This window comes from Aeromonas sp. 75A (genome assembly GCF_051919425.1).
GTDB classification, from domain to species: Bacteria; Pseudomonadota; Gammaproteobacteria; order Enterobacterales; family Aeromonadaceae; genus Aeromonas; species Aeromonas veronii.
This window is the reverse complement of sequence record NZ_JBQBES010000002.1, coordinates 1,779,788-1,805,403: the sequence shown is the minus strand read 5'-3', so window position 1 is coordinate 1,805,403 and position 25,616 is coordinate 1,779,788. Positions and strand designations below refer to the sequence as shown.

At 56.7% G+C, this 25,616-nt stretch carries 26 protein-coding genes and 1 pseudogene; 17 read left to right on the top strand and 10 right to left on the bottom strand.

Annotated elements, in window-relative coordinates; genetic code table 11:
* Positions 1 to 84: 84 nt before the first annotated feature.
* The 4 genes from trkA to def all read right to left on the bottom strand — a co-directional run bounded on the left by trkA (position 85) and on the right by def (position 4,371).
* Positions 85 to 1,461: a Trk system potassium transporter TrkA gene (gene trkA, locus ACTG2T_RS08305; protein WP_005339689.1), complete on the bottom strand. Its 1,377-nt coding sequence runs from the start codon at positions 1,459 to 1,461 to the stop codon at positions 85 to 87.
* Positions 1,462 to 1,548: 87 nt separating this feature from the next.
* Positions 1,549 to 2,841 (bottom strand): 16S rRNA (cytosine(967)-C(5))-methyltransferase RsmB, encoded by a 1,293-nt coding sequence (gene rsmB / locus ACTG2T_RS08300; RefSeq protein ID WP_330125131.1) that lies wholly within the window; start codon positions 2,839 to 2,841, stop codon positions 1,549 to 1,551.
* A 60-nt stretch (positions 2,842 to 2,901) separates the two neighbouring features.
* Positions 2,902 to 3,846 (bottom strand): methionyl-tRNA formyltransferase, encoded by a 945-nt coding sequence (gene fmt, locus ACTG2T_RS08295; RefSeq protein WP_110304145.1) that lies wholly within the window; start codon positions 3,844 to 3,846, stop codon positions 2,902 to 2,904.
* A gap of 12 nt (positions 3,847 to 3,858) precedes the next feature.
* A complete protein-coding gene (gene def / locus ACTG2T_RS08290; protein ID WP_005339694.1) occupies positions 3,859 to 4,371 on the bottom strand; it encodes a peptide deformylase in 513 nt (170 codons plus the stop codon).
* Positions 4,372 to 4,479: 108 nt separating this feature from the next.
* Between def and ACTG2T_RS08285 the strand changes: the two genes are divergently transcribed.
* The 9 genes and pseudogenes from ACTG2T_RS08285 (at position 4,480) to ACTG2T_RS08245 (ending at position 11,243) form a co-directional block, all read left to right on the top strand.
* Complete coding sequence (locus tag ACTG2T_RS08285; protein ID WP_201976674.1) at positions 4,480 to 5,571, top strand: LysM peptidoglycan-binding domain-containing protein; 1,092 nt, start codon at positions 4,480 to 4,482, stop codon at positions 5,569 to 5,571.
* 1 nt (position 5,572) lies between these two features.
* Positions 5,573 to 6,688 (top strand): DNA-processing protein DprA, encoded by a 1,116-nt coding sequence (gene dprA, locus ACTG2T_RS08280; RefSeq protein ID WP_330125132.1) that lies wholly within the window; start codon positions 5,573 to 5,575, stop codon positions 6,686 to 6,688.
* Positions 6,681 to 7,154: a DUF494 family protein gene (locus ACTG2T_RS08275; RefSeq protein WP_005339699.1), complete on the top strand. Its 474-nt coding sequence runs from the start codon at positions 6,681 to 6,683 to the stop codon at positions 7,152 to 7,154. The genes dprA and ACTG2T_RS08275 overlap by 8 nt, the downstream gene beginning before the upstream one ends.
* Before the next feature lie 55 nt (positions 7,155 to 7,209).
* Positions 7,210 to 7,767, top strand: coding sequence for a DNA topoisomerase family protein (locus tag ACTG2T_RS08270; protein WP_005339702.1), 558 nt, complete (start codon positions 7,210 to 7,212; stop codon positions 7,765 to 7,767).
* A 74-nt stretch (positions 7,768 to 7,841) separates the two neighbouring features.
* A complete protein-coding gene (gene purE, locus ACTG2T_RS08265) occupies positions 7,842 to 8,345 on the top strand; it encodes a 5-(carboxyamino)imidazole ribonucleotide mutase (RefSeq protein WP_330125133.1) in 504 nt (167 codons plus the stop codon).
* Positions 8,346 to 8,480: 135 nt separating this feature from the next.
* Positions 8,481 to 9,041, top strand: a complete 561-nt coding sequence (locus tag ACTG2T_RS08260; RefSeq protein ID WP_144715825.1) for a Sua5/YciO/YrdC/YwlC family protein — start codon at positions 8,481 to 8,483, stop codon at positions 9,039 to 9,041.
* Between the two features lie 112 nt (positions 9,042 to 9,153).
* Positions 9,154 to 10,062, top strand: coding sequence for an oxygen-dependent coproporphyrinogen oxidase (hemF, locus tag ACTG2T_RS08255; protein ID WP_330125134.1), 909 nt, complete (start codon positions 9,154 to 9,156; stop codon positions 10,060 to 10,062).
* 103 nt (positions 10,063 to 10,165) lie between these two features.
* On the top strand, positions 10,166 to 10,987 hold the full coding sequence (gene aroE, locus ACTG2T_RS08250) for a shikimate dehydrogenase (RefSeq protein WP_330125135.1): 822 nt from the start codon (positions 10,166 to 10,168) through the stop codon (positions 10,985 to 10,987).
* Positions 10,984 to 11,243 (top strand): annotated as a pseudogene (locus tag ACTG2T_RS08245) (DUF1488 domain-containing protein). Before aroE ends, ACTG2T_RS08245 begins: the two are co-directional and overlap by 4 nt.
* A 776-nt stretch (positions 11,244 to 12,019) precedes the next feature.
* On the opposite strand, the gene yihA reads toward ACTG2T_RS08245, so the two are convergent.
* Positions 12,020 to 12,676, bottom strand: a complete 657-nt coding sequence (gene yihA, locus ACTG2T_RS08240; protein WP_330125137.1) for a ribosome biogenesis GTP-binding protein YihA/YsxC — start codon at positions 12,674 to 12,676, stop codon at positions 12,020 to 12,022.
* Positions 12,677 to 12,818: 142 nt separating this feature from the next.
* Here yihA and ACTG2T_RS08235 point away from each other — a divergent pair, with 142 nt between their 5' ends.
* From ACTG2T_RS08235 to hemN, 4 genes are all read left to right on the top strand, one after another.
* Positions 12,819 to 13,436 carry a c-type cytochrome gene (locus tag ACTG2T_RS08235; RefSeq protein ID WP_330125138.1) on the top strand — a complete coding sequence of 206 codons (618 nt, stop codon included), beginning with the start codon at positions 12,819 to 12,821 and terminating at the stop codon, positions 13,434 to 13,436.
* 836 nt (positions 13,437 to 14,272) lie between these two features.
* On the top strand, positions 14,273 to 14,860 hold the full coding sequence (gene yihI, locus ACTG2T_RS08230) for a Der GTPase-activating protein YihI (RefSeq protein WP_019445784.1): 588 nt from the start codon (positions 14,273 to 14,275) through the stop codon (positions 14,858 to 14,860).
* Positions 14,861 to 14,871: 11 nt separating this feature from the next.
* Complete coding sequence (locus ACTG2T_RS08225) at positions 14,872 to 15,312, top strand: DUF2489 domain-containing protein (protein WP_005339712.1); 441 nt, start codon at positions 14,872 to 14,874, stop codon at positions 15,310 to 15,312.
* Positions 15,313 to 15,343: 31 nt separating this feature from the next.
* Positions 15,344 to 16,717, top strand: coding sequence for an oxygen-independent coproporphyrinogen III oxidase (gene hemN, locus ACTG2T_RS08220; protein WP_111900958.1), 1,374 nt, complete (start codon positions 15,344 to 15,346; stop codon positions 16,715 to 16,717).
* 738 nt (positions 16,718 to 17,455) lie between these two features.
* On the opposite strand, the gene ACTG2T_RS08215 is transcribed toward hemN, so the two are convergent.
* The 3 genes from ACTG2T_RS08215 to ACTG2T_RS08205 all read right to left on the bottom strand — a co-directional run bounded on the left by ACTG2T_RS08215 (position 17,456) and on the right by ACTG2T_RS08205 (position 18,747).
* The gene (locus ACTG2T_RS08215) at positions 17,456 to 17,824 is read right to left on the bottom strand and encodes a hypothetical protein (RefSeq protein WP_005339715.1); all 369 of its coding nucleotides are present in this window, start codon (positions 17,822 to 17,824) and stop codon (positions 17,456 to 17,458) included.
* Between the two features lies 1 nt (position 17,825).
* Positions 17,826 to 18,473 (bottom strand): AAA family ATPase, encoded by a 648-nt coding sequence (locus tag ACTG2T_RS08210; protein WP_005339716.1) that lies wholly within the window; start codon positions 18,471 to 18,473, stop codon positions 17,826 to 17,828.
* Between the two features lie 97 nt (positions 18,474 to 18,570).
* Positions 18,571 to 18,747 (bottom strand): hypothetical protein, encoded by a 177-nt coding sequence (locus ACTG2T_RS08205; protein WP_174218990.1) that lies wholly within the window; start codon positions 18,745 to 18,747, stop codon positions 18,571 to 18,573.
* Between the two features lie 747 nt (positions 18,748 to 19,494).
* Between ACTG2T_RS08205 and arcA the strand changes: the two genes are divergently transcribed.
* From arcA to ACTG2T_RS08185, 4 genes are all read left to right on the top strand, one after another.
* Positions 19,495 to 20,715 carry an arginine deiminase gene (arcA, locus tag ACTG2T_RS08200; protein ID WP_058056224.1) on the top strand — a complete coding sequence of 407 codons (1,221 nt, stop codon included), beginning with the start codon at positions 19,495 to 19,497 and terminating at the stop codon, positions 20,713 to 20,715.
* 62 nt (positions 20,716 to 20,777) lie between these two features.
* The gene (gene arcC, locus ACTG2T_RS08195; protein ID WP_019445788.1) at positions 20,778 to 21,704 is read left to right on the top strand and encodes a carbamate kinase; all 927 of its coding nucleotides are present in this window, start codon (positions 20,778 to 20,780) and stop codon (positions 21,702 to 21,704) included.
* 79 nt (positions 21,705 to 21,783) lie between these two features.
* The gene (gene argF / locus ACTG2T_RS08190) at positions 21,784 to 22,788 is read left to right on the top strand and encodes an ornithine carbamoyltransferase (RefSeq protein ID WP_005339721.1); all 1,005 of its coding nucleotides are present in this window, start codon (positions 21,784 to 21,786) and stop codon (positions 22,786 to 22,788) included.
* 123 nt (positions 22,789 to 22,911) lie between these two features.
* Positions 22,912 to 24,318: a YfcC family protein gene (locus tag ACTG2T_RS08185; RefSeq protein ID WP_159158007.1), complete on the top strand. Its 1,407-nt coding sequence runs from the start codon at positions 22,912 to 22,914 to the stop codon at positions 24,316 to 24,318.
* A gap of 132 nt (positions 24,319 to 24,450) precedes the next feature.
* On the opposite strand, the gene ACTG2T_RS08180 is transcribed toward ACTG2T_RS08185, so the two are convergent.
* A complete protein-coding gene (locus ACTG2T_RS08180) occupies positions 24,451 to 24,942 on the bottom strand; it encodes an arginine repressor (protein ID WP_005339728.1) in 492 nt (163 codons plus the stop codon).
* Between the two features lie 200 nt (positions 24,943 to 25,142).
* Entirely contained in the window at positions 25,143 to 25,607 is a 465-nt protein-coding gene (gene pyrI / locus ACTG2T_RS08175) for an aspartate carbamoyltransferase regulatory subunit (RefSeq protein WP_005339730.1), read from the bottom strand.
* Between the last annotated feature and the right edge of the window lie 9 nt (positions 25,608 to 25,616).

The following is a 25,616-nucleotide window of genomic DNA, read 5'->3' as shown; positions in this document are numbered from 1 at the left end:
GGTCGTTGATTAACAAAAGACCCGGACCATCCCCTTGGGGGAGCTGAGCCGGGTCTGGTTTGACAGCCTATGCGCATGAAGACGTTACAGGAAGAAGGGGCTTGGCTGGAACAGCCGCTCCACTTCCGGGATGTACTTCTTGTCCACCAAGAACATGACCACGTGGTCATCCTGCTGGATCTTGGTGCGATCGTGGGCGATCAGCACCTCATCCCCGCGCACTACGGCGCCGATAGTGGTGCCCGGCGGCAGCTTGAGCTCGCCCACCGTCTTGCCGACCACCTTGGAGGTGTTCTCGTCACCGTGGGCAATCGCCTCGATCGCCTCGGCAGCGCCGCGGCGCAGGCTGTAGACGTTGGCGATATCGGCTCGGCGCACATGGGTCAGCAGGGCCGAGATGGTGGCCTGTTGGGGCGAGATGGCGATATCGATGGAGCCACCCTGCACCAGATCCACGTAGGCGCCGCGCTGGATCAGCACCATGGTCTTCTTGGCACCCATCTTCTTGGCGAGCAGCGCCGACATTATGTTGGCCTCATCCTCGTTGGTCACGGCGATGAAGACGTCGATTTGATCGATATGCTCCTCGGCCAGCAGCTCCTGATCCGCCGCATCGCCGCAGAAGACGATGGTGTTCTCCAGCAGTTCGGAGAGCTGCTCCGCCCGCTTCTGGTTGCGCTCGATAAGCTTCACGCTGTAGCGCTTCTCCAGCTGGCGGGCGAGACCGGCGCCAATATTGCCACCACCGACAATCATGATGCGGCGGTAGGGGCTCTCGAGGCGCTGCAGCTCCGACATCACGGCCCGGATATGGCCCGCGGCGGCGACGAAGAAGACCTCGTCATCCGCTTCGATGATGGTGGTGCCTTGCGGACGGATCGGGCGGCCCTGACGGAAGATGGCCGCTACGCGAGTTTCGATGTTGGGCATGTGCTCACGCAGGGTGGAGAGGGCGTTGCCCACCAGCGGGCCACCGTAGTAGGCCTTGACCGCCACCAGACCAACGCGGCCACCTGCAAAATCAACCACTTGCAGGGCGCCCGGGTATTCGATCAGGCGACGCACATAGTCGGTCACCAGCTGCTCCGGCGCGATCAGGTGATCCACCGGCACCGATTCGGGCAGGAACAGGCGATCCCGTTCGGTCAGATAGGCTGGCGAGCGGATCCGCGCCACCTTGTTCGGAGTGTTGAACAGGGAGTAGGCCACCTGACAGGCGATCATGTTGGTCTCGTCACTGTTGGTGACGGCGACCAGCATGTCGGCATCCTGAGCGCCCGCTTCGCGCAGCACCTTGGGGTGAGCGCCGTGACCGTTGACCACCCGCAGGTCAAACTTGTCTTGCAGTTCGCGCAGGCGCTCGCTATCGGTATCGACGATGGTGATGTCGTTGTTCTCTCCGGCCAGGTTCTCGGCCAGAGTGCCGCCGACCTGGCCGGCTCCCAAAATGATGATTTTCATAGGGAACGTCTACTCACGTTGATGCTGTAAAGGGGAGCGCCAGAATGGATCTGGCAGCTCTCCCGAATGAGGTTTGTCATGCCCGGCTCACAGCTTGACCAGCTTGGCGTAGTAGAAGCCATCCATCTCGGCTTCACCCGGCAGGAACTGGCGACCTGGGCAGTCCGGAGTGTCCTGTTCGTGCAACGGTACCAATTTGGCATCTTTGGTCGCGGCAAGGAAGGCGCGGATCTGGTCGCGGTTCTCTTCCGGCAGGACGGAGCAGGTAGCGTAGAGCAGGGTGCCGCCGCTTTTCAGCTTGCCCCAGAGGGCATTGAGAATGCGGCGCTGCAGCTCGGCCAGCTCGCGAATGTCCTGATCACGGCGCAGCCACTTGATGTCTGGGTGGCGGCGGATGACGCCGGTGGCGGAGCAGGGGGCATCCAGCAGGATGCGGTCGAACTGGCCCTCCTGCCACCACTGTTCCGGTGCCGCGGCATCGCCGTGGATCACTTTGGCGGTCAGGCCGATACGGTCCAGGTTCTCCTGCACCCGCTTGAGGCGGTTTTCATCGGCATCGACGGCAACCACGCCAGCCAGCTTGGTCTGACGCTCCAGCAGGTGGGCAGTCTTGCCACCGGGTGCCGCGCAGGCATCCAGCACCCACTCGCCCGGTTGCGGGTCGAGCAGTGCCGCGGCCTGCTGTGCTGCACCATCCTGTACCGAGCAGTCACCGACCTCGAAGCCGGGCAGCTTGGTCACATCGCAAGGACGCTCCAGCAGGATGCAATCCTCGCCCTCTTCACCGGCCACGGCATTGATGCCGACTTCAGCCATGCGAGCCAGCATGGCATCGCGGCTCTGGCGCTGGCTGTTGTTGCGGATCCACATGGGGGGGCGCTGGTTGTTCGCCTCCATGATGAATTCCCACTCATCGTGATAGGCCTGACGCAGGCGCTTGGTTAGCCACTCCGGATGACCGAGGCGAATGCTGGGAACGCGGTCGATACGCAGCAGAATGACTTCGGCGCTGCGCTGGAAGTTGCGCAGCACGCCGTTGATGAGGCCACGCAGGGAGGTGCCTTTGAGCAGTTTGACGGCGTTGACTGTCTCGGCCACCGCGGCGTGAGCCGGAATGCGGGTGTAGATGAGCTGATAGAGACCGACCAGGATGAGGTAGTGGAAAATGCGGCTCTTGTTCTTGAGCGGTTTGTCCATCATCTCGTTGACTGCCGCATCGAGGCGGGGCAGCCAGCGCAGGGTGCCGTAGCAGAGTTCTTGCAGGAGAGCGCGATCACGGGGCGCAACCTTCTCCTGGGCAGCAGGCAGAACAGCGGAGAGGGATTGACCCTGATCCAGCACCTGTTGAATAACGAGAGCGGCCTGTGCACGTGTTTTCATAGAGTTACCTTAGATGCGCAAGTCGGGGCCTGGGCCCCGCTTGTCTCAATTCAATCCAGTTCAATTCAATTGCGTGCCGGGTTCAAACCAGTCGCGGCGAGAGTTGAGCAGATCCGCAACGGACATCGCCTTCTTGCCGGGCGGTTGCAGAGTCAGCAGGCGCAGTACCCCTTTGCCGGTAGCGATATCGATCCCCTGCTTGTCGGCCTTGAGCAGGGTGCCGGCGGGTTGGCCGTGGTCGCTGTCAATGACGGCGGCTTGCCATACCTTGACGGTCTGGTCAGCCACTTCAAACCAGCTGATGGGCCAGGGGTTGAACGAGCGGATGCAGCGTTCGATGGCAACAGCCTCCATCGACCAGTCGATGCGGGCCTCTTCCTTGGAGAGCTTTTCGGCGTAGTTGGCCAGCGCATCATCTTGTGCCTCGGCAGCGGTTTCACCGGCAGCCATGGCATTGATGGTGTCGACCAGTGCCTGAGGGCCCAGCTCGGCCAGCTTGTCATAGAGGCTGGCGGAGGTCTCGTCGGCGGCGATGGGGCAGCTTACCTTGCGGATCATGGCGCCGGTATCCAGTCCCACATCCATCTGCATGATGGTGACGCCGGTTTCGGCATCGCCCGCCCAGATAGAGCGCTGGATCGGTGCGGCACCGCGCCAGCGGGGCAGCAGGGAGCCATGGACGTTGATGCAGCCCAGCCGCGGGGTATCGAGTACCACCTTGGGCAGGATCAGACCATAGGCCACCACCACCATCAGGTCGGCGCCAAGGGCGGCCAGTTCGGCTTGCGCCTCTTCCTTGCGCAGAGAGGCGGGTTGGTAAACCGGCAGGTTGTGGGCCAGTGCCAGCTCTTTGACCGGGCTGGCGGTGAGCTTCTGGCCACGGCCTGCTGGCTTGTCGGGCTGGGTATAAACGGCAACGACCTCGTGGTCGGAAGACAACAACGCCGCCAGGTGACGGGCGGCGAAGTCGGGAGTACCGGCAAAAATCAGTTTCAGCTTATTCAATGGGGCAGATCCTCAGAGGACTTTGCGATCTTCACGGGCCATCTTTTCCAGCTTCTGGCGAATGCGCTGGCGCTTGAGCGGGGACAAGTAATCCACAAACAGCTTGCCGACCAGATGATCCATCTCATGCTGGATACAGATGGCGAGCAGATCATCGGCTTCCAGCTCGAACGGCTTGCCGTGGCGATCCAAGGCGCGGATCTTGATCTGTTCGGCGCGAGGCACCAGAGCACGGCTGCCGGGCACGGAGAGGCAACCCTCTTCAATGCCGGTGCTGCCGCACTGCTCGATGACCTCCGGATTGATCAATACCAGAGGATCTTCACGGTTTTCAGAGACATCGATCACTATGATGCGCTGGTGAATGTCGACCTGAGTCGCGGCCAGGCCAATGCCTTCCTCCGCGTACATGGTTTCGAACATATCATCTACAATCTGTTGTAACTCGGGTGTAAAGGTCTCGACAGGGGCTGCAACGGTGCGCAGGCGCTCATCGGGAAAACGCAATACATCTAGAATGGCCATAGTTTTTTCTTTAGTTTCGTATAAATGCAGTCAATATTGGCGTAATTCTAGTCATTTACGCCGACAAAAAACAGCAACACTTTGCGTACAGAAGTAACAGGGAGTGTTATGTATCTGAAGCAAACCATCCTCGCCTGCCTGCTGGTGACCGTGAGTCAGGCAGCACTGGCCGATCAGCTCAGGTTGAAAGCGGGTTACCCCGAAAGTTATGTAGTGCAAAAAGGCGACACCTTGTGGGATATCTCCGGCAAGTATCTTTCCGAACCCTGGCTCTGGCCCCGTCTCTGGAACATCAATCCGCAGATAGCCAATCCTCACTGGATCTACCCCGGTGATGTACTGCATCTGAGCTGGGTCAATGGTGAACCCCGGCTCGGCAAGGCGATGCAGGGTGGCAAGCAAGTTATCCGTCTCGGCCCGAAAACCCGTTACGAGAACAAAGCCAACCCCATTCCGACCCTGCCTATCAGCGAGATCGGCCCCTTCCTGCAAACCGACCATATTCTGGCTGACAGCCAGCAGCAGAAAACCTTGCCCTATCTGCTGGGGTCGGATCAGAAACATATCGGCATGCTGGAGGGGGACACCCTCTATGTGCAGGGCTCCCTGACGCCGGGGCAGGTTTATGGCATTTATCACCCCGGAGTGGTCTACAAGGATCGCGAAACCGGTGAACTGCTGGGCCAGGAGGCGATCTTTGCCGGTGTGGTGCGGGCCGTGGCGCGTCTTGATGGCGATCGGACCGAGGTGACTCTGACTCATAACCAGCGCGAAGTGCTGCAGGGCGACAAGGTGATGCCGCTACCCGCTCAGGAGAACATGCCCGCCGTCTTCACACCGAAAGCGGCACCTGCCATCACGCCGGGCTATATCATCGATTTGCCGAACAAGACCCGGGGCGGTGGCAAGTTTGATGTGGTGCTGATCAACCGGGGTGGCCGCGATCAACTGGTCGCCGGGGATGTACTGGATGTCAGACGGCCCGGTGCTGCTCTGGTCACCAAGAATGGCGATGTGCAGTACAAGGAGCTCTCGTCGGTTTTTAACCGGGTGTTTTACAGCAGCAACAAAAAGGCACCACTGCCCTCTGAAGCGATTGCCCGTGTCATGTTGTTCAAGGTATATGACAAGGTGAGTTATGGTCTCATCATGCAGAGTAACGACATGGTGAGTGCGGGTTATCAGGTCACTCACTTCTGACGTGAATTATCCCGACGCGCGTCTGGCGCTCTGGCTAACTCTCGATGCGGTCACCGGTATTGGTCCGGTGACCGCTGCACGTCTGCTGGAACGGGCCTGGGGAAGTATTGATACCCTGTTCCAGAGCGATGAAGCGCAGCTGCATGGTATGGGGTTGTCGTCAGAGCAGATCAAACAACTGCGCTGGCCCTCGCCTGTGGTTGAGCAGAGCCTGGCTTGGGCCGCTTTGCCTGACAATCACCTTATTCCGCAAGATCACCCGATTTATCCACCCTTGTTGCGGGAAATTCCTGCGGCACCCCTGTTGCTCTACTGTCGTGGCGATCTTGCTGCGCTGTCGCTACCACAGCTGGCAATGGTGGGGACACGCCATCCTACCTATGCAGGCAAAGATAATGCGTCCCGCCTCTGTAGCGAGCTGGTTGGATGCGGGTTAGCCATCACTTCGGGCCTTGCTCTTGGTATCGATGGTGTTTGCCATCAGCAGGCGCTGGCTTGTGACGGTATCACCCTTGCCGTGTTGGGTTCCGGGTTGGATTGCCTCTACCCCAAACGCCATCAGGGGCTGGCAGGCCAGATTCTGGAGAAAGGTGGCTTGCTTATCTCCGAGCTGGCGCCGGATAAAGGACCGCTGGCTGAACATTTTCCTCGTCGCAACCGTATTATCAGTGGTCTGTCGCTGGGAACTCTGGTGGTGGAGGCGACCGAGCAGAGCGGTTCGCTGATCACCGCTCGCTATGCGCTTGAACAGGGGCGCGAAGTGTTTGCAGTGCCCGGCGCTCCGCAAAACGCCCAGGCGATAGGGTGCAACAGATTAATTCAGCAGGGGGCCAAACTTGTGCTGAGTGCGGCCGATATAGTGGAAGAGCTGCCAGAGTGGGTCGCACGGCCAGATCCGTCGGTCATACCATCTGAGCAACCGCATAATAGCGAATTGCCTTATGCCGATTTGTTGGATAACGTAGATTATGAGACCACGAGCGTGGATACCGTTGCCGAGCGGGCCCAGCTTCCTGTCGAAGTGGTATTGGGCAGGTTGGTAGAGCTGGAGCTGGCCGGTGCAGTGATGGCGGTAGCCGGTGGATACGTCAGAGCGAGGAGGGCGAATCATGTTTGATGTATTGATGTACCTTTTCGAGACCTACATCCACAGCGATGCAGATGTGATGGTCGAGCAGGATGAGCTCACCGACGAGTTGAGCCGGGCCGGTTTCGATAAAGAAGAGATCGACAAGGCGCTCGACTGGCTGGAGCGGCTGGCCAATCTGCACGACAGCGAGCGGGAGGTCTATGTCACCGCCAGCGCGCAAGGCTCGATGCGTATCTATGCTCCGCAAGAGCTGGCACGCCTCAGCACCGAGTGCCGCGGCTTCCTGCTCTTTCTGGAACAGGCCCAGGTGCTGAATGCCGAAACCCGCGAGATCTGTATCGAGCGCCTGCTCGAACTGGACAAGCCGGATATCGAGCTGGATGACCTGAAGTGGGTCGTCATGATGGTGCTGTTCAACGTACCGGGCAGTGAAAATGCCTACCAGCAGATGGAAGAGCTGGTGTTTGATGAGTCAGACGGCGTCATTCACTGACAGTCCGGTGCCGCGCTGGTAGAATTCAGGCCATCTGGATTTCAAGGCGCGGCCCATGTCAAAAATCGATCATCACCTCTTTTCAGCCCACGAACATGCCTTCGAGCGCGAGCCGTGCCCGCAGTGCGGGGCCGAGCTGGTGATCCGCCAGGGCAAACATGGCCCCTTTCTCGGCTGTTCTGCCTATCCTGCCTGTGATTACATTCGCTCCCTGACGCCATCCGGCCGCGACATCGAAAAGGTGCTCGAAGGCTCTGCCTGTCCTGATTGCGGAGAGCCGTTGGCGATAAAGAAGGGGCGTTACGGTCTGTTTGTCGGTTGTACCCAGTATCCGGCCTGTCAGCACATCGAATCCCTGCAGGAGAGCGATGATACCCAGATCCTCTGCCCCGAGTGCGGCAAGGGTCATCTGGTGAGCCGGACCTCCCGCTACGGCAAGCAGTTTTACTCCTGTGATGGCTATCCACACTGCAAATATGTGGTGAACGACAAACCGATCCCCATGCCTTGCCCCGCGTGTGGCTGGGGCATCATGGTGGAAAAAAAAGTGAGGGGAACTCTGCGTTGGGTCTGTCCGCAAAAGAAATGCGGCCACCAAAGTGAGCAGGTATAATCCCGCCGCCGCAACCGGATTGAAACGTTTTCGGTGAACTTCAACCCCCCACTTGGAGTAAGGAAATTCCCACCATGAATAAACCCTTTGTTGCCGTATTGATGGGCTCTGATTCTGATTTCCCCGTGATGCAAACCACCCTCGAGGTGCTCAAGTCATTTGATATCGCAGTGGAAGTCAAAGTCACCTCCGCGCACCGCACGCCGGCTGCGACCCATCAGTATGTGACCGATGCCGAGGCCCGTGGCTGCAAGGTCTTTATCTGTGCTGCCGGTCTGGCTGCGCATCTGGCGGGTGCCGTTGCCGGCATCACGACTCGTCCCGTGATCGGGGTGCCCATCGATGGCGGCCCACTCAAAGGGCTGGATGCGTTGCTTTCCACCGTGCAGATGCCGGGTGGTGTACCGGTGGCGACCGTGGCGATCGGCAAAGCCGGTGCCAAGAATGCAGGTTATCTGGCAGCCCAGATGCTGGCAGTAGCCGATGATGAACTGGCGGCCAGGGTTCGGGCCGAACGCCAGAAGAAAGCCGAAGAGGTGATGGCCAAGGATGCCGCCCTGCAGGCTCAACTCAAGTAAGTGAACGGGTGGCGATCCGGATGTGTCGTATTTTTCCTGTGCTACAGCAAAACGTCACTTTGTTGTGGTCGCCGCCGTATGGATTCAACTTGCTACTAAGTGACGAGGCGGCAGCCAGGCTGCCGCATTTTTCTTATGCCAAATGAATTTGAACAGGCAGTTGCCGCCCTCCAGCAGGAAGGGGTGATTGCTTATGCGACCGAGGCCGTGTTTGGTCTGGGTTGTGATCCCGACTCCGAAGTGGCGGTGCAGCGACTGCTGGCCATCAAACAGCGTCCGGTAGAGAAGGGGTTGATCCTGATTGCTGCCGATTTGGCGCAATTGCAGGATTACATCGATCTGAGCCAACTAAGCGGTGAGCAAATGGCTCGGGTTGAAGCCAGCTGGCCCGGCCCCTTTACCTGGATCATGCCTGCCCGTGCAACGACGCCGGCCTGGCTGACCGGGCAGTTCGAGACCCTCGCGGTGCGCGTGACGGCTCATCCTCAGGTGCAGGCGTTGTGTCGCGCCTTTGGCAAGCCGCTGGTTTCTACCAGCGCCAACCTGACCGGTGAGGAGCCTGCCCGTCGGGTGGCCGATATTGGTGAGCGGCTGGCAAGCAAGCTGGCTTATATCCTGCCCGGTGAAGTGGGTGGCCAAGCTAACCCCTCCGAGATCAAGGACGCCCGAACCGGCGCCATTATTCGCCCCTCCTGAGCAGGCGGATACGTCATGATTTGCTATCAATCCGCTGAGTGGTGAGTTCACCGGATTGATTTAACTATAAAAATGGACAGGGCGTTCACGATCCTGCCTGACTGGAGACAAGATGAGCAAACCGGATGTGGCCCAGGTCAAGGCCTTCCTGTTGCAGTTGCAGGACGAGATCTGCCGTGGTCTGGAAATGGCCGACGGTGCCGGACACTTTGTGGAAGATGCCTGGAGCCGTGAAGGCGGTGGCGGTGGTCGCACCCGTGTGCTGCGCCACGGCGCGGTGATCGAGCAGGGGGGCGTCAACTTCTCCCATGTCTATGGCGATGCCATGCCTGCCTCTGCTACAGCCCATCGGCCAGAGTTGGCCGGTCGCAAGTTCGAGGCTATGGGCCTGTCGCTGGTGATCCATCCGCACAACCCCTATGTGCCGACCAGCCACGCCAACGTCCGTTTCTTCATTGCCGAGAAAGAGGGTGAAGAGCCCATTTGGTGGTTTGGCGGTGGCTTCGATTTGACGCCGTTCTACCCGTTTGCCGAGGATGTCCAGCACTGGCATCAGGTCTCTCGTGATCTCTGCCAGCCCTTTGGTGATGAGATCTACCCCGAGTTCAAATCCTGGTGCGATCGCTACTTCTTCCTCAAGCACCGCAACGAAACACGGGGGGTGGGTGGTCTCTTCTTCGACGATCTGAATCGCTGGCCTTTTGCCGACAGCTTCGCCTTTATGCAGGCGGTAGGTCGGGGCTATCTCGAGGCCTACCTGCCGATCATCGAGCGACGCAAGGCGCTGCCCTATGGCGAGCGGGAACGGGAGTTCCAGCTCTATCGCCGTGGTCGCTATGTGGAATTCAATCTGGTGTATGACCGGGGCACCCTGTTCGGGCTGCAGACCGGCGGACGTACCGAGTCGATCCTGATGTCGATGCCACCGCTGGCTCGCTGGGAGTATGACTGGCAGCCGGAAGCGGGCACTCCTGAAGCCTTGCTCTACAGCGATTACCTCACGCCGCGAGAGTGGCTGTGACCCGAGGGGCCATGATGGCCCCTTTTTGCTGGCCGATATTCGGCTTGTTCCTGAGTGCGAAAACCCGTTAAATCGGAATATTGCCCTCTGATGGAACTCTTTGATGGATCGTTATCTGGTTTTTGGCCACCCGGTGCGCCACAGCAAGTCCCCCTTCATTCACACCCTGTTTGCCAGACAAACCCAGCAAGAGCTGGAGTATGGGCTGGCTGAACCCGCCGTCGACGAGTTTGCCCACGCCCTGCGCACCTTCTTTGACCAAGGGGGCAAGGGATGCAATGTCACCGTTCCCTTCAAGGAGCAGGCATTCACTCTGGTCGATTGCTTGAGCCCCAGGGCCAAGCGGGCGGGCGCGGTCAATACCATCAAGCTGACCGATGATGGCGTGTTGCTGGGGGATAATACCGATGGCGCTGGATTGGTCGCCGATCTCAAGTCCCATGGTGTGACGCTGGCGGATAGCCGGATCCTGTTGCTGGGTGCCGGTGGTGCAGCGCGCGGTGCATTGGCGCCGCTGCTGGCTGAGCATCCGATAGAACTGGTGATTGCCAACCGCACCCATGCCAAGGCGGAGCAACTGGCGGCCGAGTTTCATGATCTGGGGGTGGTGACAGCTCTGACCTACGAGCAACTAGGGGGGACGTTTGATCTCATCATCAACTCTACCTCCGCCAGCCTGCAAGGGGAGCTGCCGCCGTTGGCCCCTGCCCTGATCCACACTGATATTGCCATCTACGACATGATGTATAGCGCCTCGGATACGGCGTTTATCAGTTGGGCCAAACAGCATGGGGCCCGTCAAACCATGGATGGACTCGGCATGCTGGTGGAGCAGGCCGCCGAAGCGTTTACCGTGTGGCGCGGAATTCGTCCCGGGACTAAACAGGTATTGAGAGAGCTGAAGCGTAACTTGGGGGTGATATGAACCAGGGTATTCTGTTTCCCGATCTGGTCGAGTGGCAGGCTGACGAACGCGGGTGCGTTTTCCTGCCCAGCGGATGGGGGCGCTGATAGATTGTTACATCAGCCTGCGGCGACTGGAGAGAATGACAGGTCTGGCGCTGACGAGGGAGGATGATATTGTCAGAGCCTTCGAAAGTGTACGTTTTGATATTGAAGACATGGCTGAAAAACTCATTGAAGAACAAGAGTTTGCTGAAGATGGCGCTATCTATCTCTGATTTTTCAAAGTTTTTTTGTTTTGTAGCGGAACTACTTTGAAATGGCGCTGACTAACTAGATAGTTGAGGAAGTGCTAGCTAGTCACCTTTATAACTCCCCGGTATTCGTACTGGGGATTTTTTTATCTACATGAAAATAAAAGATTTTTTATCAATCTGTAAGTTGTGAAACTAAATTACATAAATTACTTTCACTTTCTGCTGCTTTGCTGTACAGTTGTCTGCGTAGGGTACAGAGGTAAGATGTTCTATCTTTCAGACCTTTTATTTCACGTAATTGAATGTGGCTGAATAGCTGCCCCGATGAGGTTCTCGTCGGGGTGTTTTTTTATGCGTGCAATTTAGAGTAAATGCTTTAAATTGGCGATGCATTTGATAGAATGAGGCTGCTTCTTGAGGAATACCTGTCGTCTGGTACTCAAGATTCAGCTTCTTCCCAATTTTTTGAACTTATTATTTCAGGCTGGATGGCATCACTGTCGTCCGGCCTCATTTTTATCCCTTTTAGTTAGATCTTGTAATTAAATTTCATTTTTGTCTCTTTTTGTAATTCTGGTTCGTTTTGAAAGAACGAATTTGAAAACGCTATCAACGTCTCCTGAAGTTAATTCCTAATGTGAATTAACTACCTATCTATATGAAATGTAAGCTGTATTGGATATGGCAGGGGGGGCGAATGCAGGGTGTTTGTTGTGAGGCAGGTGAAAGCGGCAATCTGAAACCCTTTCAATCAGCGGAGGAGTGCTCCGCCAATTGCAAGGAGAGCGAGGAGTAGATTACTCCTCGACAGGTTGCTGTTCGTCAGCGTTCAGCAGGTCGGTATCGTCACCACTGACGTACCATTCGGTCAGGGTTTGCGCCAGCTTCTCCACACCGATATTGGTGAGAGAGGAGAATGCTTCGACCTGGATCTGGGAACCAAGGTTGGCAACGGCCTGGCGCACCTTGATCACCTGGTTGTTGCGCGGGCCGGGGCTCAATTTGTCAGCCTTGGTCAGCAGCAGCATGACGGGCAACTGACGGTGCGAGCTCCACTCCAGCATGTTCATGTCGGTATCTTTGAGCGGGTGGCGGATGTCCATCAGGATCACCAGACCTTTCAATGACTCACGGCGCTGCAGATACTCTGCCAGTGACTTTTGCCACTTGAGCTTCATTTCCAGCGGAACTTGCGCATAACCATAACCCGGCAAGTCGACCAGACGCTTGCCCGGTTCCAGCTCAAACAGGTTGATCAGCTGGGTACGACCGGGTGTCTTACTGGTGCGCGCCAAGTTCTTGTGTTTGGTTAAGGTGTTCAATGCAGATGACTTACCGGCGTTGGAACGGCCGGCAAACGCGATCTCGACACCCCCATCATTTGGCAGGTGACGGATGTCGGGTGCGCTGGTCACAAAATGCACCTTATTGAAATTCAGAGTTTGTGTATCCAACGTAAATTCCCCATGGAGATAGAGGGTTATAGAGTTACTTTTTTGTAAAATGGTGTAAAATAGCGTCGCTTAAACGCGTTTATTTTAACATGCCTTCAGCGGCATGGGATCTGGAAGCTTAATAACGAAAAGTTGGAACGCCATGAAGAACCTAGTCATTACTCTTGCTCTGATGGTTGGCGTAACGGGGATAGCACAAGCCAAGGGCGATGCCGCTGCGGGACAGACCAAGGCTGCCGTTTGTGCGGCTTGTCATGGACCGGACGGAAACAGCCTGGTTGATATGTACCCCAAAATTGCTGGTCAGCACGCATCATATATCAAAAAACAGTTAGTTGAACTGAAGGCTGCCGCTTCTGGTCAAATTGGCCGGGTTGCGCCAGTGATGGGGCCGATGGCGTTACCTTTGTCGGAACAGGACATGGATGACCTGGCGGCTTATTTCTCCAGCCTGAAGGTTACCCCTATCGCTGTCCCTGACGACGTGGTCGAAGCGGGCAAGGCACTCTATATGGGTGGTGACATGAGTCGCGGTCTGGCAGCTTGTACGGCTTGCCATGGTCCCCGTGGCTCGGGTGTCGAACAGGCGAAGTATCCCAACCTGTCCGGCCAGCATCCTGCCTATATCAAGGCTCAGCTCACCGCATTCCGTGCCGGCACGCGTGACAACGATCCGAATGGCATGATGCGGGATGTTGCCAAGAAACTGACTGATCAGGATATCGAAGCCCTCTCCAAATATGTGGCGGGTCTGCACTGATATAGTCGATACGGTCGATTTGAGTTGAAACGGGGAGCCAGGGCTCCCCGTTGTTTTTATGGCTTTCAGATAATTCTCGGTTTAATCCCCCCGTTCTGTAAGAGATCTCCCATTCTCAAGGCAGGCCAAGGCTCATAAAATTGCATAAAATATTAAATAATCATTATTTATCAATTGATTATATGAATATTGATATTTTTCGACATGTTGAGAATGTTTTGAGTGGATTGAGCCGCTTTATAGAGTTGGTACAGTAGGCTTAATGGATTCACCCACGGATTGGGTGGCGGTTTCACGACAGGGGGTTGTGAGCAGAGGATGGCTGGCGTGGCGGGATGCCATGGGCTCGGATGAGCTGGCAAAGGATTGAAGGATCAGGATGGTGACCATCTCCGGAGCGGGATGGGGTTGCGGGATGCAGACTCCCCGGCACGATGGCAGGATGCGGTCGAGACGGGTCAAACAAGCACACGCACATTCAGGAACGACCAATATAAGGTCAGGATGACCACACAACGATATGATGCGGCGACAAGTTGTCATGGAGAGGACGAAACAGACTGTTTTGCCATTCAGGATGGCGCACGCATGAACATATCAAGGCAGCTTCGGCTGCCTTTTTTCTTTTGGGTCATTAACCCGATTAGCCATTCTGTGTCAAAATACCAGCAACATGCCCAGAGGATACCGATCCTGCGGTGTTCAGTGGCCTGATTGGGCCTGATTGGTGCGGGATCCTGCTCTTGTTCCAACCTACTGTTCCTCGCATCGTATCCCACCGGGTGAGATCATCCCGGGTACGGGTCAAACCAGTTATTTTTCGGAGTTAGCCATTCATGTCTGCTAAACAACCCACTCGCAAGCCTACTGGCAAGCGCAAAGAATCTGATGTCAGTGCTCAGGAAGGCCGTGAGCGTAAACGGGCTGCCAAGCGCAAGGGCCTGAAGGCTGGTTCTCGTCAGCAAGTTGAACAGCCGAAGAACAAGTCTGGCAACAGCCAGTCCAAAGATCCGCGTATCGGTTCCCGCAAGCCGGTAGTACTGGTGGTGGATGACAAACAGAAGAAGCCGGCAGCACCCAAGGCGGTGAAAGAGAAGAAGCTGGTGATGACGCCCGAGCAGGAGCTGGCTTCCATCGAAAACGATGACCGCTTGAATGATCTGCTGGATCGTCTTGATGCCGGTGAAACCCTGGAAGCGGCCGAGCAGGCCTGGGTTGATCAGCGTGTCGACCGTTATCAGGAGCTGATGGATGAGCTGGGCATCATCGACAACGACGATGATGAAGATGACGAGCTGCCGTTTGATGATGGCGATGACGCCGAGTTCGACGAGCAGAAACCAGCCTCCGAAGAGGAGTTGTGGGACCGTTTCAACCAGGTTGATTTCAAGCCGGAACCCAAGCCTGAGCCGAAGAAAAAGTGATGAGTGGATGGATGCTGGCCGCCCTGTTGGGCGGCCTGATTTTGTCAGGATTGGCCATCTATGCAGGCATGCTGCTGGCCAGGCTGAGACGACAGCAAGCGATGCAGTGGCAGGCGATTACCGCTCGCAATGAACGAATTCTGGAGAGCGTGCGGGTCATTGCTCATGCGGTGCAGGAGGGGCAGTGCGATTACTCCGAAGGCGCCATTCGGCTGACCAATCTGCTGGATGCGTTGCAGATCAAGGGGGGGCGAGCGTTCGTTGCCGAGTTCCCGGGTCTGTACGGGCTGTATGAGAAGGTGAAAGATATGCCGACTCATGAGGCCAGACGCGCCCTCAAGCGCAATGAAGTGATGAAGATGGATCTCGAACGCAGCGGCTACGAGGCCGAGCTGGAGGCTCAGATCCTCAAGGATGTGGCCCAGCTGAAGGATTTTCAGTTAGGTCGATGAGCCAACAATAACAACAAGAGAGGAAGCGAGCGTGCAAGCAGAACAGATTGTGTGGGATCAGGCCCTGATCGAAAAATATAACTACAGTGGCCCGCGATACACCTCTTATCCCACTGCGCTGGAGTTCAACGAGAGCTTCGGCTATCCGGATTTTGTCCGCGCTGCCGGCCAGTATCCCGAGCGCAATCTGTCGCTCTACGTGCACATCCCTTTCTGTCACAAGCTCTGCTACTACTGCGGCTGCAACAAGGTCATTACCCGCCATCAGCACAAGGCTGACGAGTACCTCGACTACCTGGAGCAGGAGATCAAGGCGCAAGCCCCGCTCTTCAAGCACCGTCTGGTCACCCAACTGCACTGGGGTGGCGGTACACCCACCTATCTGGATGAAGCGCAAACGCGCCGCCTGATGGCCATGCTGCGTGAGCATTTCCATTTCGCCGAAGAGGGGGAGTTCAGCATCGAGGTCGATCCGCGCGAGATTGCCATCACCATGCTGGATGTGCTGCGAGACGTCGGCTTCAACCGCATCAGCCTTGGGGTGCAGGACTTCAACAAGGATGTGCAGGTTGCGGTCAACCGCGAGCAGGACAACGACTTTATTAAAGCGATGCTGGAACGGGCCCGTGAACTTGGCTTCCGCTCGACCAACCTCGACCTTATCTATGGCCTGCCGCATCAGGATCGTGCCAGCTTCCACCATACGCTGGAAGAGGTGCTCAAGACGGATCCGGCGCGCCTCTCCATCTTCAACTATGCCCATCTGCCGAGCCGCTTTGCCGCCCAGCGCAAGTTGAAAGAGGTGGATATGCCTGCGCCGCAGGAGAAACTGGCCATGCTGCAGGACACCATCGCCTTCCTCACCGGTCAGGGTTACCAGTTCATCGGCATGGACCATTTTGCCAAACCCGATGACGAGCTGGCAGTGGCGCAGCGCGAGGGCAAGCTGCACCGCAACTTCCAGGGCTATACCACTCAAGGTGATTGCGATCTGCTGGGGCTGGGGGTCTCCTCCATCAGCATGATCGGTGATGCCTACTCCCAGAACCAGAAAGAGCTCAAGACCTATTACGCACAGGTTGCAGAGCTGGGTCATGCCCAGTGGAAAGGCTGCTCGCTCAATCAGGATGACCTGATCCGCCGTGAGGTGATCAAGCGGCTTATTTGTGATTTCCGTCTGAACTTTGCGTCTGTCGAGCAGGCGCACGGTCTCAATTTCAGAGAGTATTTTGCCGACGATCTCAAGCTGCTGCAGACCTTCATCAACGATGGATTGGTGCGTATGACGGAGGATGGTCTGGAGGTCTCCTCCACCGGGCAGCTGCTGATCCGCAATATCTGCATGTGCTTCGACGTGTACCTGCGCAACAAGGCGCGTCAGCAGCAGTTCTCTCGCGTGATTTAAGTTGTGCTTGCCGATCAGAAAACAGAAAAGGGCGCCATCGTGGCGCCCCTTTCATATGTATTTTTGCTTAAGCAGCGGGTCGGGAAGGTTCTGGTAAGAACTCTCTGCGCTGAGGCAAGCAATTGAGAGCCAAGCAAGGGGACGGTGAAACGCAGATAAAAAGATGGGGGCGACTTGCGTCGCCCCCGGTAGTCGTATCGCTCAGATCCTTGAACGAAGTTGCTCCCTGCAATCCTTGACTGTTTACCTCTTCCTTTAGGTTTCCCCTTCCCAATCCTTTGGGGTGTCCTTTAGCCATCTTGGCCTGACGAGTCATCCTGTCCCGTCGCACTTTCTCCGTCCTGGGAGGTGTCCTTTACCACATCCTGTGGTGAGTCCATTTGCCCAACCCTAGCAGCCAGTCTTCCTGACCGACTTCATTGCGTCCGTGCATTAGTAACTATAAGGATTTTCTAACCGGCTACAACGCCAGATTGGAAAACGTTTTTGTCATTAGCTATTTCGAAAGTTATGGGTTTCGATTTTTTCATTTATAAACAGCTAGTTAAGTTAATCATCTTCATGTTTTAAGATCTTATCTTCCGATTATCTCGGGGATCTTTTCGGCTGTTGGCTTACATCTGGAATGGCAGATCTCTTACATGGCGTTTTGGTTGCTTCAGAAACAGATGTTGCAGTCTGATGATGGTCATTCAGGGTGAGTTGGTGAGGCACACAAAGAGCGGTTGAATGGAGAAATTATGAGCGCTGGTTGAGCCGCTCATAGATGGTCTGGCGCTCTTCCGGGGTGAGCGAAGAGAAGTAGTGGGTAAAAAGGCGCAGCAACAGGGACTTGTTCATGCCGTCTTGCTGGGTCAGGTTACCCAGCTCGTCGATGGCCACCGTGCTCATGGAGAAGGTGGCTTTTTTGTAGCTGGGCTTCAGGTGCTCACCACTCTCGATAAAGGCCAGCGCCGACAGGGCTTCGTCACGATGCAGTCCCAGTTCAAGGCTGACCACCTTGGGTTTGCCCTTGGCGTAGAACTCCGCATCTTCGATAAATTCGTCAACGGTGAACTTCTTCTGGTGATGCAGCTGGTGCTTTTTCTTCAGATCGGCCAGACCCATCTCACACCCCCACTTGCAGGAACTCTTTGGCGATGGCCCGGATCTCTTCGGCGGATTTGCCATCCGGCTCGATCTCCATCACCGACAGTCCCTTCTCTTCGCTGTCGTCATAGACGTTGCGGCCATAGGTGATGGCGTTTAGGACGTCGACACCGAACGAGGAGCAAACCTCTTTCGCTTCCAGAATGCGTTTTACCTGATTGGGCAGGGCGGGGCACTGGGTCAGCACTACGGCTGCATTGAGGGTCGGGTTGACCATCTTGCAGGTGGTGATGAGATCTTCCATGTGGGGCAGGGTCTTGAGGTCGCGGCGTTTCGGACGCAAGGGGATCAGGGCGTGGGTGGCGACAGCCATGGTGGAGCGCAGCGCCCGGTTGTCTTGCCCGCCACAATCGACGATGACGTAGTCGTAGCGGTTTTTCAGGCTGAGCAGGTCGTTGCGAATATTGCCATAGAGCTGCACGCAGTTGATTTGTGGTAGCTCCGGGTTGTCATTGCGCTCCTGAATCCAGTCAGAGGTGGTGCGCTGCGGGTCGCAGTCGACCAGTAACACCTCCCCCTGAAATTGGGATCTGAGGTAGACCGCCAGATTTTGTGCCAGGCAGCTCTTGCCACTCCCCCCCTTCTCTCCACCGACCAACAAGATCATGACGTTCCCCTATCCATGAGAAAACCGCTGATTTCAGTATAGGAGGGGCCAGTCTCATCACAAGGCGAGAGGAGTGATGCTCCTCTCGTTGTTTCGACTAGTAATGAACGCTGCCTCCCTGCCAGCGGCAGACATAGTCAGGCACCAGCATCTGGGGGGCCTTGTCGACATGGCATACCACCATGGGCATGGCAGGGGCTCCTTCAGCCTGACTGAGGGTGGGGAGCGCAGAGAGCAGCAAAGTCGCGAACAACAGCATGGGTTTCATCTTCATAACAACTCCTTGGTAGTGCCATTCCGGTGTGATCTGGATCACTTTCTGAGTTAAGTCGAGGTTGGCGCCAGCGCAAGGTGAGACGAATAAATTCAATTAATGAAAAAAGTATCAAAAGGCGTTGTGATGACCGACGAGGATGACTGCCCACCTTGATGCGGACTTTGTGCATATTAAGTTGAACCGCACAAAGATGTGATGACTTATGAGGCCGAGCCTGATGGGGTTGGCATCAATGCCATGATCTGGAACAAGAAAAGATTTATGCAGTGAATGTGGTCGATGTGAGTATTTATTTCTCCCATGTTCATCCCGTCACGGCGATGTATTCAATACCTAGGGAGTAATATTCAAATTTTATTTGTAAAGTTATTTATAGTAATGATTTTTAACAGTTTTTGTTATTTGCATTTAATCACTCCAGTGAACTGGCATGAATAAAAAATGAATCAATCTGAAATATAGCAGGGTGGTTTTGCATGGTTATTCGGTGCGCTTTGTGTAGAAAATGCGCAATTTGCTACCGGGGTCATAGATTGGATGGTGAATATATTCAGTTCTGAGTGAATGTGATCAATGTCTAAGTTTGTCGTGATTCGCAGGGCTAACCTCGGTTTCGAAAGGCAAGGGCAGGATAGAACATAAGCCGATTACCCTACATAAAGAATATCCCGCCTTAGCCACGAGCATGAATAGAAGGAATCTATTCAATCACTCGCAGGGACCACTGCTAGACGGAATATAATCATGAGCAAATTTTATGTAGGTTCTGAAGTTGGCCAATTGCGCCGTGTCATGTTGCACCGCCCCAACCTCAGTCTGAAGCGTCTGACTCCTTCCAACTGCCAGGATCTGCTGTTCGATGACGTCCTGTCTGTTGAACGTGCCGGTCAGGAGCATGACAAATTCGCTCAGGTACTGCGCGATCAGAATGTCGAAGTTTTCCTGCTGACCAATCTGCTGGCCGAAACCCTGGATGTGCCGGAAGCCAAAACCTGGCTGCTGCAACATCAGGTCTCCGACTACCGCCTCGGCTCTTCTTTTGCCAACGACGTGCGCTGCTTCCTGGCTGACATGCCGCACCGCGAACTGGCCCGCATTCTCTCCGGTGGCCTGACTTACTCCGAGATGCCCTACAGCGGCATCAACATGGTAGTGGGCATGCACGCTCCGACCGATTTCATCATCGAGCCGCTGCCCAACCACCTCTTTACCCGTGACACCTCCTGCTGGGTTTACGGTGGCGTCTCCATCAACCCGATGGCCAAGCCGGCTCGTCGCCGCGAGACCAACCATGTGAAGGCCATCTACCGCTGGCACCCGATGTTTGCCGGTCAGGACTTCATCAAGTACTTCGGTGACGAGGAGCGTGACTACGACAACTCCACCATCGAGGGTGGCGACGTACTGGTGATCGGCCGCGGCGCTGTGCTGATCGGCATGTCCGAGCGCACCACCCCGCAAGGTGTCGAGCACCTGGCTCGCAGCCTGTTCAAACATGGTCAGGCCAAGCAGGTCATCGCCATGGAGCTGCCGAAGCACCGCAGTTGCATGCACCTGGATACCGTGATGACCCACATGGATATCGACACCTTCTCCGTTTATCCGGAAGTGATCCGCAAGGACGTGCAGTGCTGGAGCCTGACTCCGGGCGGCGCCACCGGTATGAACATCAAGGAAGAGGGTTACTTCGTCACCGCCATCGAGAAAGCGCTGGGCGTGGATCAGCTGAAGATCATCACCACTGGTGGTGACAGCTTCGAAGCCGAACGTGAGCAGTGGAACGACGCCAACAACGTGCTGACCGTACGTCCCGGCGTGGTGGTGGGTTACGAGCGCAATACCTACACCAACGAGAAATATGACAAGGCCGGTATCACAGTTCTCTCCATCCCGGGTGATGAACTGGGCCGTGGCCGCGGCGGCGCCCGCTGCATGAGCTGCCCGATGGAACGCGACAGCATCTGATGAGACGGCGTGGCGCCGGCAGAAGCTGGCGCCACACAGAACCAAATTCGAGATTAACCACTATGAAAAAACCAACTGTCGTCGTCGCTCTGGGTGGCAATGCACTGCTCCGTCGTGGTGAGCCACTGGAAGCGGATATCCAGCGCAAGAACATCGCAACGGCCGCCAAGACCATCGCCCTGATCGCTCAGGAGTACAACGTGGTGCTGGTGCATGGCAACGGCCCGCAAGTCGGCCTGCTGGCCCTGCAAAACAGCGCCTACACCAAGGTATCCCCCTATCCGCTGGATGTGCTGGGTGCCGAGTCCCAGGGCATGATCGGCTACATGTTGATCCAGGAACTGAAAAACCTGATGCCGAGCCGCAACGTCACCGCGCTGCTGACTCAGGTGCAGGTCGATCCCAAGGATCCGGCGTTTGCCAATCCGACCAAATTTATCGGCCCCGTCTACGAAGAGGCTGAAGCCCGCGCCCTGGCAGAAGAGAAGCACTGGGTGGTCAAGGCTGACGGCAAGTTCTTCCGCCGTGTAGTGCCGTCCCCGCTGCCCCAGCGCATCGTTGAAGGCGACGCCATCGAAACCCTGATTGCCCAGGGCCACCTCATCATCTGTACCGGTGGTGGCGGCATCCCTGTGACTTGGGATGGCCAGAGCCTGACCGGTATCGAAGCCGTCATCGACAAGGACATGTCTGCCGCCTATCTGGCCAAGCAGATCAAGGCCGACGCCCTGCTGATCCTGACCGATGCCGATGCCGTCTATCTGGATTGGGGCAAACCGACCCAGCGTCCGCTGCGGGTCACCAGCCCGGACGAGCTGGCCGGGGTCAAGTTCGACGCAGGTTCCATGGGACCGAAAGTCGAAGCCTCCTGTGAATTTGTCAAAGCGACCGGCGGCATGGTCGGCATCGGCTCGCTGGAAGATGGCCTCGCCATCCTCAAGGGGGAAGCCGGCACCAATATCGTCGCCACCCGCACCGTACATGCGTAATTACCGACATCTGTACTGAGAATGCGTAGTCAACACTACTGCCCGAACTGGTCTGAAACATATATAGAGAGAACTCATCATGGCTTTTAATCTGCGTAACCGTAACTTCCTGAAACTGCTGGACTTCACCCCGCGCGAAATCCAATACATGATCGATCTGGCCATCGACCTGAAGAAAGCCAAATACGGTGGCTACGAGCGCAAGCATTTGGTCGGTAAAAACATCGCCCTGATTTTCGAGAAGACCTCCACCCGTACCCGCTGTGCATTTGAAGTGGCGGCCTTCGACCAGGGCGCGCAAGTCTCCTACCTTGGCCCAAGCGGTTCCCAAATCGGTCACAAGGAGTCCATGAAGGACACCGCCCGTGTACTGGGTCGCATGTATGACGGTATCGAATACCGCGGCTACGGTCAGGAGATCGTCGAAGAACTGGGCGCCTACGCAGGTGTTCCGGTCTGGAACGGCCTGACCAACGAATTCCACCCGACCCAGATCCTGGCCGACTTCATGACCATGCTGGAGCACGGCAAGGGCAAGCGTTTGGATCAAATCAAGTTCGCCTACCTGGGTGATGCCCGCAACAACATGGGTAACTCCCTGATGGTCGGCGCCGCCAAAATGGGCATGGACATCCGTCTGGTCGCACCGAAAGCCTTCTGGCCGGAAGAGGAGCTGGTTGCCAAGTGCCGCCTGATCGCCGAAGAGACCGGCGCACGCATCACCCTGACCGAAGATGTGAAAGAGGGTGTACTGGGTGCTGACTTCCTCTACACCGACGTCTGGGTATCCATGGGTGAAGCGAAAGAAGCCTGGGATCAGCGAGTCAAACTGATGACTCCGTATCAGGTCAACATGGATGTCATCAACGCCACCAAGAACCCGGATGTGAAGTTCATGCACTGCCTGCCGGCGTTCCACAACGACGAGACCACCATGGGCAAGGAAGTGGCTGACAAATATGGCATGAAAGGCCTGGAAGTGACCGAGGACGTGTTCGAATCCGAGCACAGCATCGTGTTCGACGAGGCCGAAAACCGGATGCACACCATCAAGGCAGTGATGGTTGCTACGCTGGGCGACTAAGGTCGCAGTAGTGGTGCCGGGGGGCGACCCCCGGCTTTTCGACCATGTGACAGCGGCATAATACCTCTAACCCTACAACCCGCAGCCTGCATGGATACCACACCCACAGAAGGAAGCTGGACCATGACCAAATTCAAGTTCCCGTCAGCCTACACGATACTGTTTGTGCTGATCGCCCTGGTGGCCGCCCTGAGCTGGATAGTGCCGGCCGGCAAATACGAGATGACCATGAACGAAGCCCTCGGCAAAGAAGTGCCGGTGGCGGGTACCTACAAACTGGTGGAGGGAAATCCCCAGGGGATCGTCGACGTGCTGCTGGCACCTATCGATGGCCTCTACAACCACGACACCTATGAGGCAGGCGCCATCGACGTCTCCCTCTTTATCCTGATCATCGGTGGTTTTCTTGGCATTGTGACCAAGACAGGTGCCATCGATGCCGGTATCGAACGTGTGACCGACCGTCTGCGTGGCCGTGAAGAGTGGATGATCCCGATCCTGATGGCGCTGTTCGCCGCAGGCGGCACCATCTACGGCATGGCCGAAGAGTCGCTGCCGTTCTACACCCTGCTGGTGCCGGTGATGATGGCCGCACGCTTCGACCCTGTGGTGGCTGCTGCAACCGTGTTGCTGGGTGCCGGTATCGGTACTCTGGGTTCCACCATCAACCCGTTTGCGACCGTTATTGCGGCCAACGCGGCCGGTATCTCCTTCACCGACGGTATCTGGCTGCGCGTCGCCATGCTGGTCGCCGGTTGGCTGCTCTGCGTTGCCTACGTCATGCGTTACGCCAAGATGGTGCGCAGCGATCCGAGCAAATCTCTGGTGGCTGACAAGTGGGAAGAGAACCGTGCCCACTTCCTTGGCAACAAGAGTGACCAGATGCTGGACTTCACCCTGACCCGTAAAATCGTGCTGGGTATCTTCGTCGCTGCCTTCGCCGTGATGATCTACGGTGTGGCCGTGTTGGGCTGGTGGATGGCGCAGATCTCCGGCGTGTTCCTGGCTGCCGCCATCATCGTTGGTCTTATCTCCCGCATGAGCGAGGAGGAGCTGACCTCCAACTTTATCGACGGTGCCCGTGACCTGCTGGGGGTGGCGCTGATCATCGGTATCGCCCGCGGTATCGTGGTGGTGATGGATAACGGCATGATCACTCACACCATTTTGCACAGTGCAGAAGGGATCGTGACCGGCCTCTCTACCATCGTCTTTATCAACGTGATGTTCGTGCTGGAAGTGGTGCTCTCCTTCCTGGTGCCGTCCTCCTCCGGTCTGGCCGTACTGACCATGCCGATCATGGCGCCGCTGGCCGACTTCGCCAACGTGGGCCGCGATCTGGTGGTGACTGCTTACCAGTCTGCCTCCGGTCTGGTGAACCTGGTGACCCCGACTTCCGCCGTGGTCATGGGTGGCCTGGCCATCGCCAAGGTGCCTTATGTACGCTGGCTGAAGTGGGTGGCTCCGCTGCTCGGTATCCTGACCGTGCTGATCGTGGTCTGCCTGAGCCTGGGGGCCGTGCTCTCCTGAGGGATGACAAGCAAGATAAAACGGGAGCCTGCGGGCTCCCGTTTTTTATGGGCGCAAGAAGTGATGGACACAAAATAGCAAGCAACAACAAGGCGACCCGCAGGTCGCCTCGATGTATTTGGGGGAAAGAGCTTAGCGGGCCTGCGCCAGGGTGCGCACCACGGCAGCATGGGCCTGACGGGTACGGCTGATATGGCGCGGCGCGACCAGCACCACGTCATTGCCTGCGACGGCGCCCATGATCTCGGGATTGGCGTTGCGATCCAGCAGGCGAGCCACCACGGTGGCGGCCCCCGGAGTGGTGTGGATCAGCACCATCTGCTGGTTGTGTACCACTTCGCGCACCATGTCGTGGATCGAGCGGGTGCTTCCAGCGGGTTCCAGCTGCTCATCGACCAGGGTATAGACCTTCTTGCCGTTGGCATTCTGGGCCTTGGCGACGCCGAGACGGCGCAGCAGGCGGGAGATGGTGGACTGGCTGATGTCGGCAAAGCCGCGCTCCGACAGCTCGCGACGGATCTCTTCCTGGGTGCTGTAGCAGTGCTGACCGATGATCTGGCGACAGGCATCCAGCTGGGCCAGATCGGGCTCTTGGGCAACGGGACGACTGAGGGTTTTGACCACGGCGAATTCCTTTGATGATGACCGGAGGTAAACGCGCGATATCTGCCATAGCAGTCAGTTATCAGGCAAAAACACTGATAATCCATCTATACGCAGGGAATGAGCGGGCATTACCATCTTGCAATGGCAAATTATAGCTGACTGGAAATTCGGTGATGTGACAGGGTTCAAAAATGGGCCCCGCGGGGCCCAATCAGATATCAGTAACGCTCGCTGACGATGTCCTGAGTGAAGGACTTCTCGCAATATTTGCACTTCATCCGTACCACGCCTTTCACTTCGCGCACCCGGAAGTAGCTGTCTACCGGCTCGTTGTGGGAGATGCAGTTGGAGTTGGGGCAGTGGAACACCCCGGCGATGAACTCCGGCAGCTCCAGCTGGTGCTTCTTCACCACATTGAAGTCTTCGATGATGTTGACGGTCGCTTTCGGGGCGAACAGTGCCAGCTGGTTGGCTTGTTGCTCGGTCAGGCGGGTGTTCTCAATCTTGATGAGATCCTTCTTGCCCAGCGCGCCGGATTTCAGGTTGAAGCCGACGGTGATCCGCTCCTGGGTTTCGACCAGCTGGAACAGCTTGAGGATCTTGATGCCCTGGCCGGCGGGGATGTGGTCGATGACGGAGCCGTGACGGATGGCTTCGACTTGCAGTTGGTTCTTGTCAGACATGATATTCCC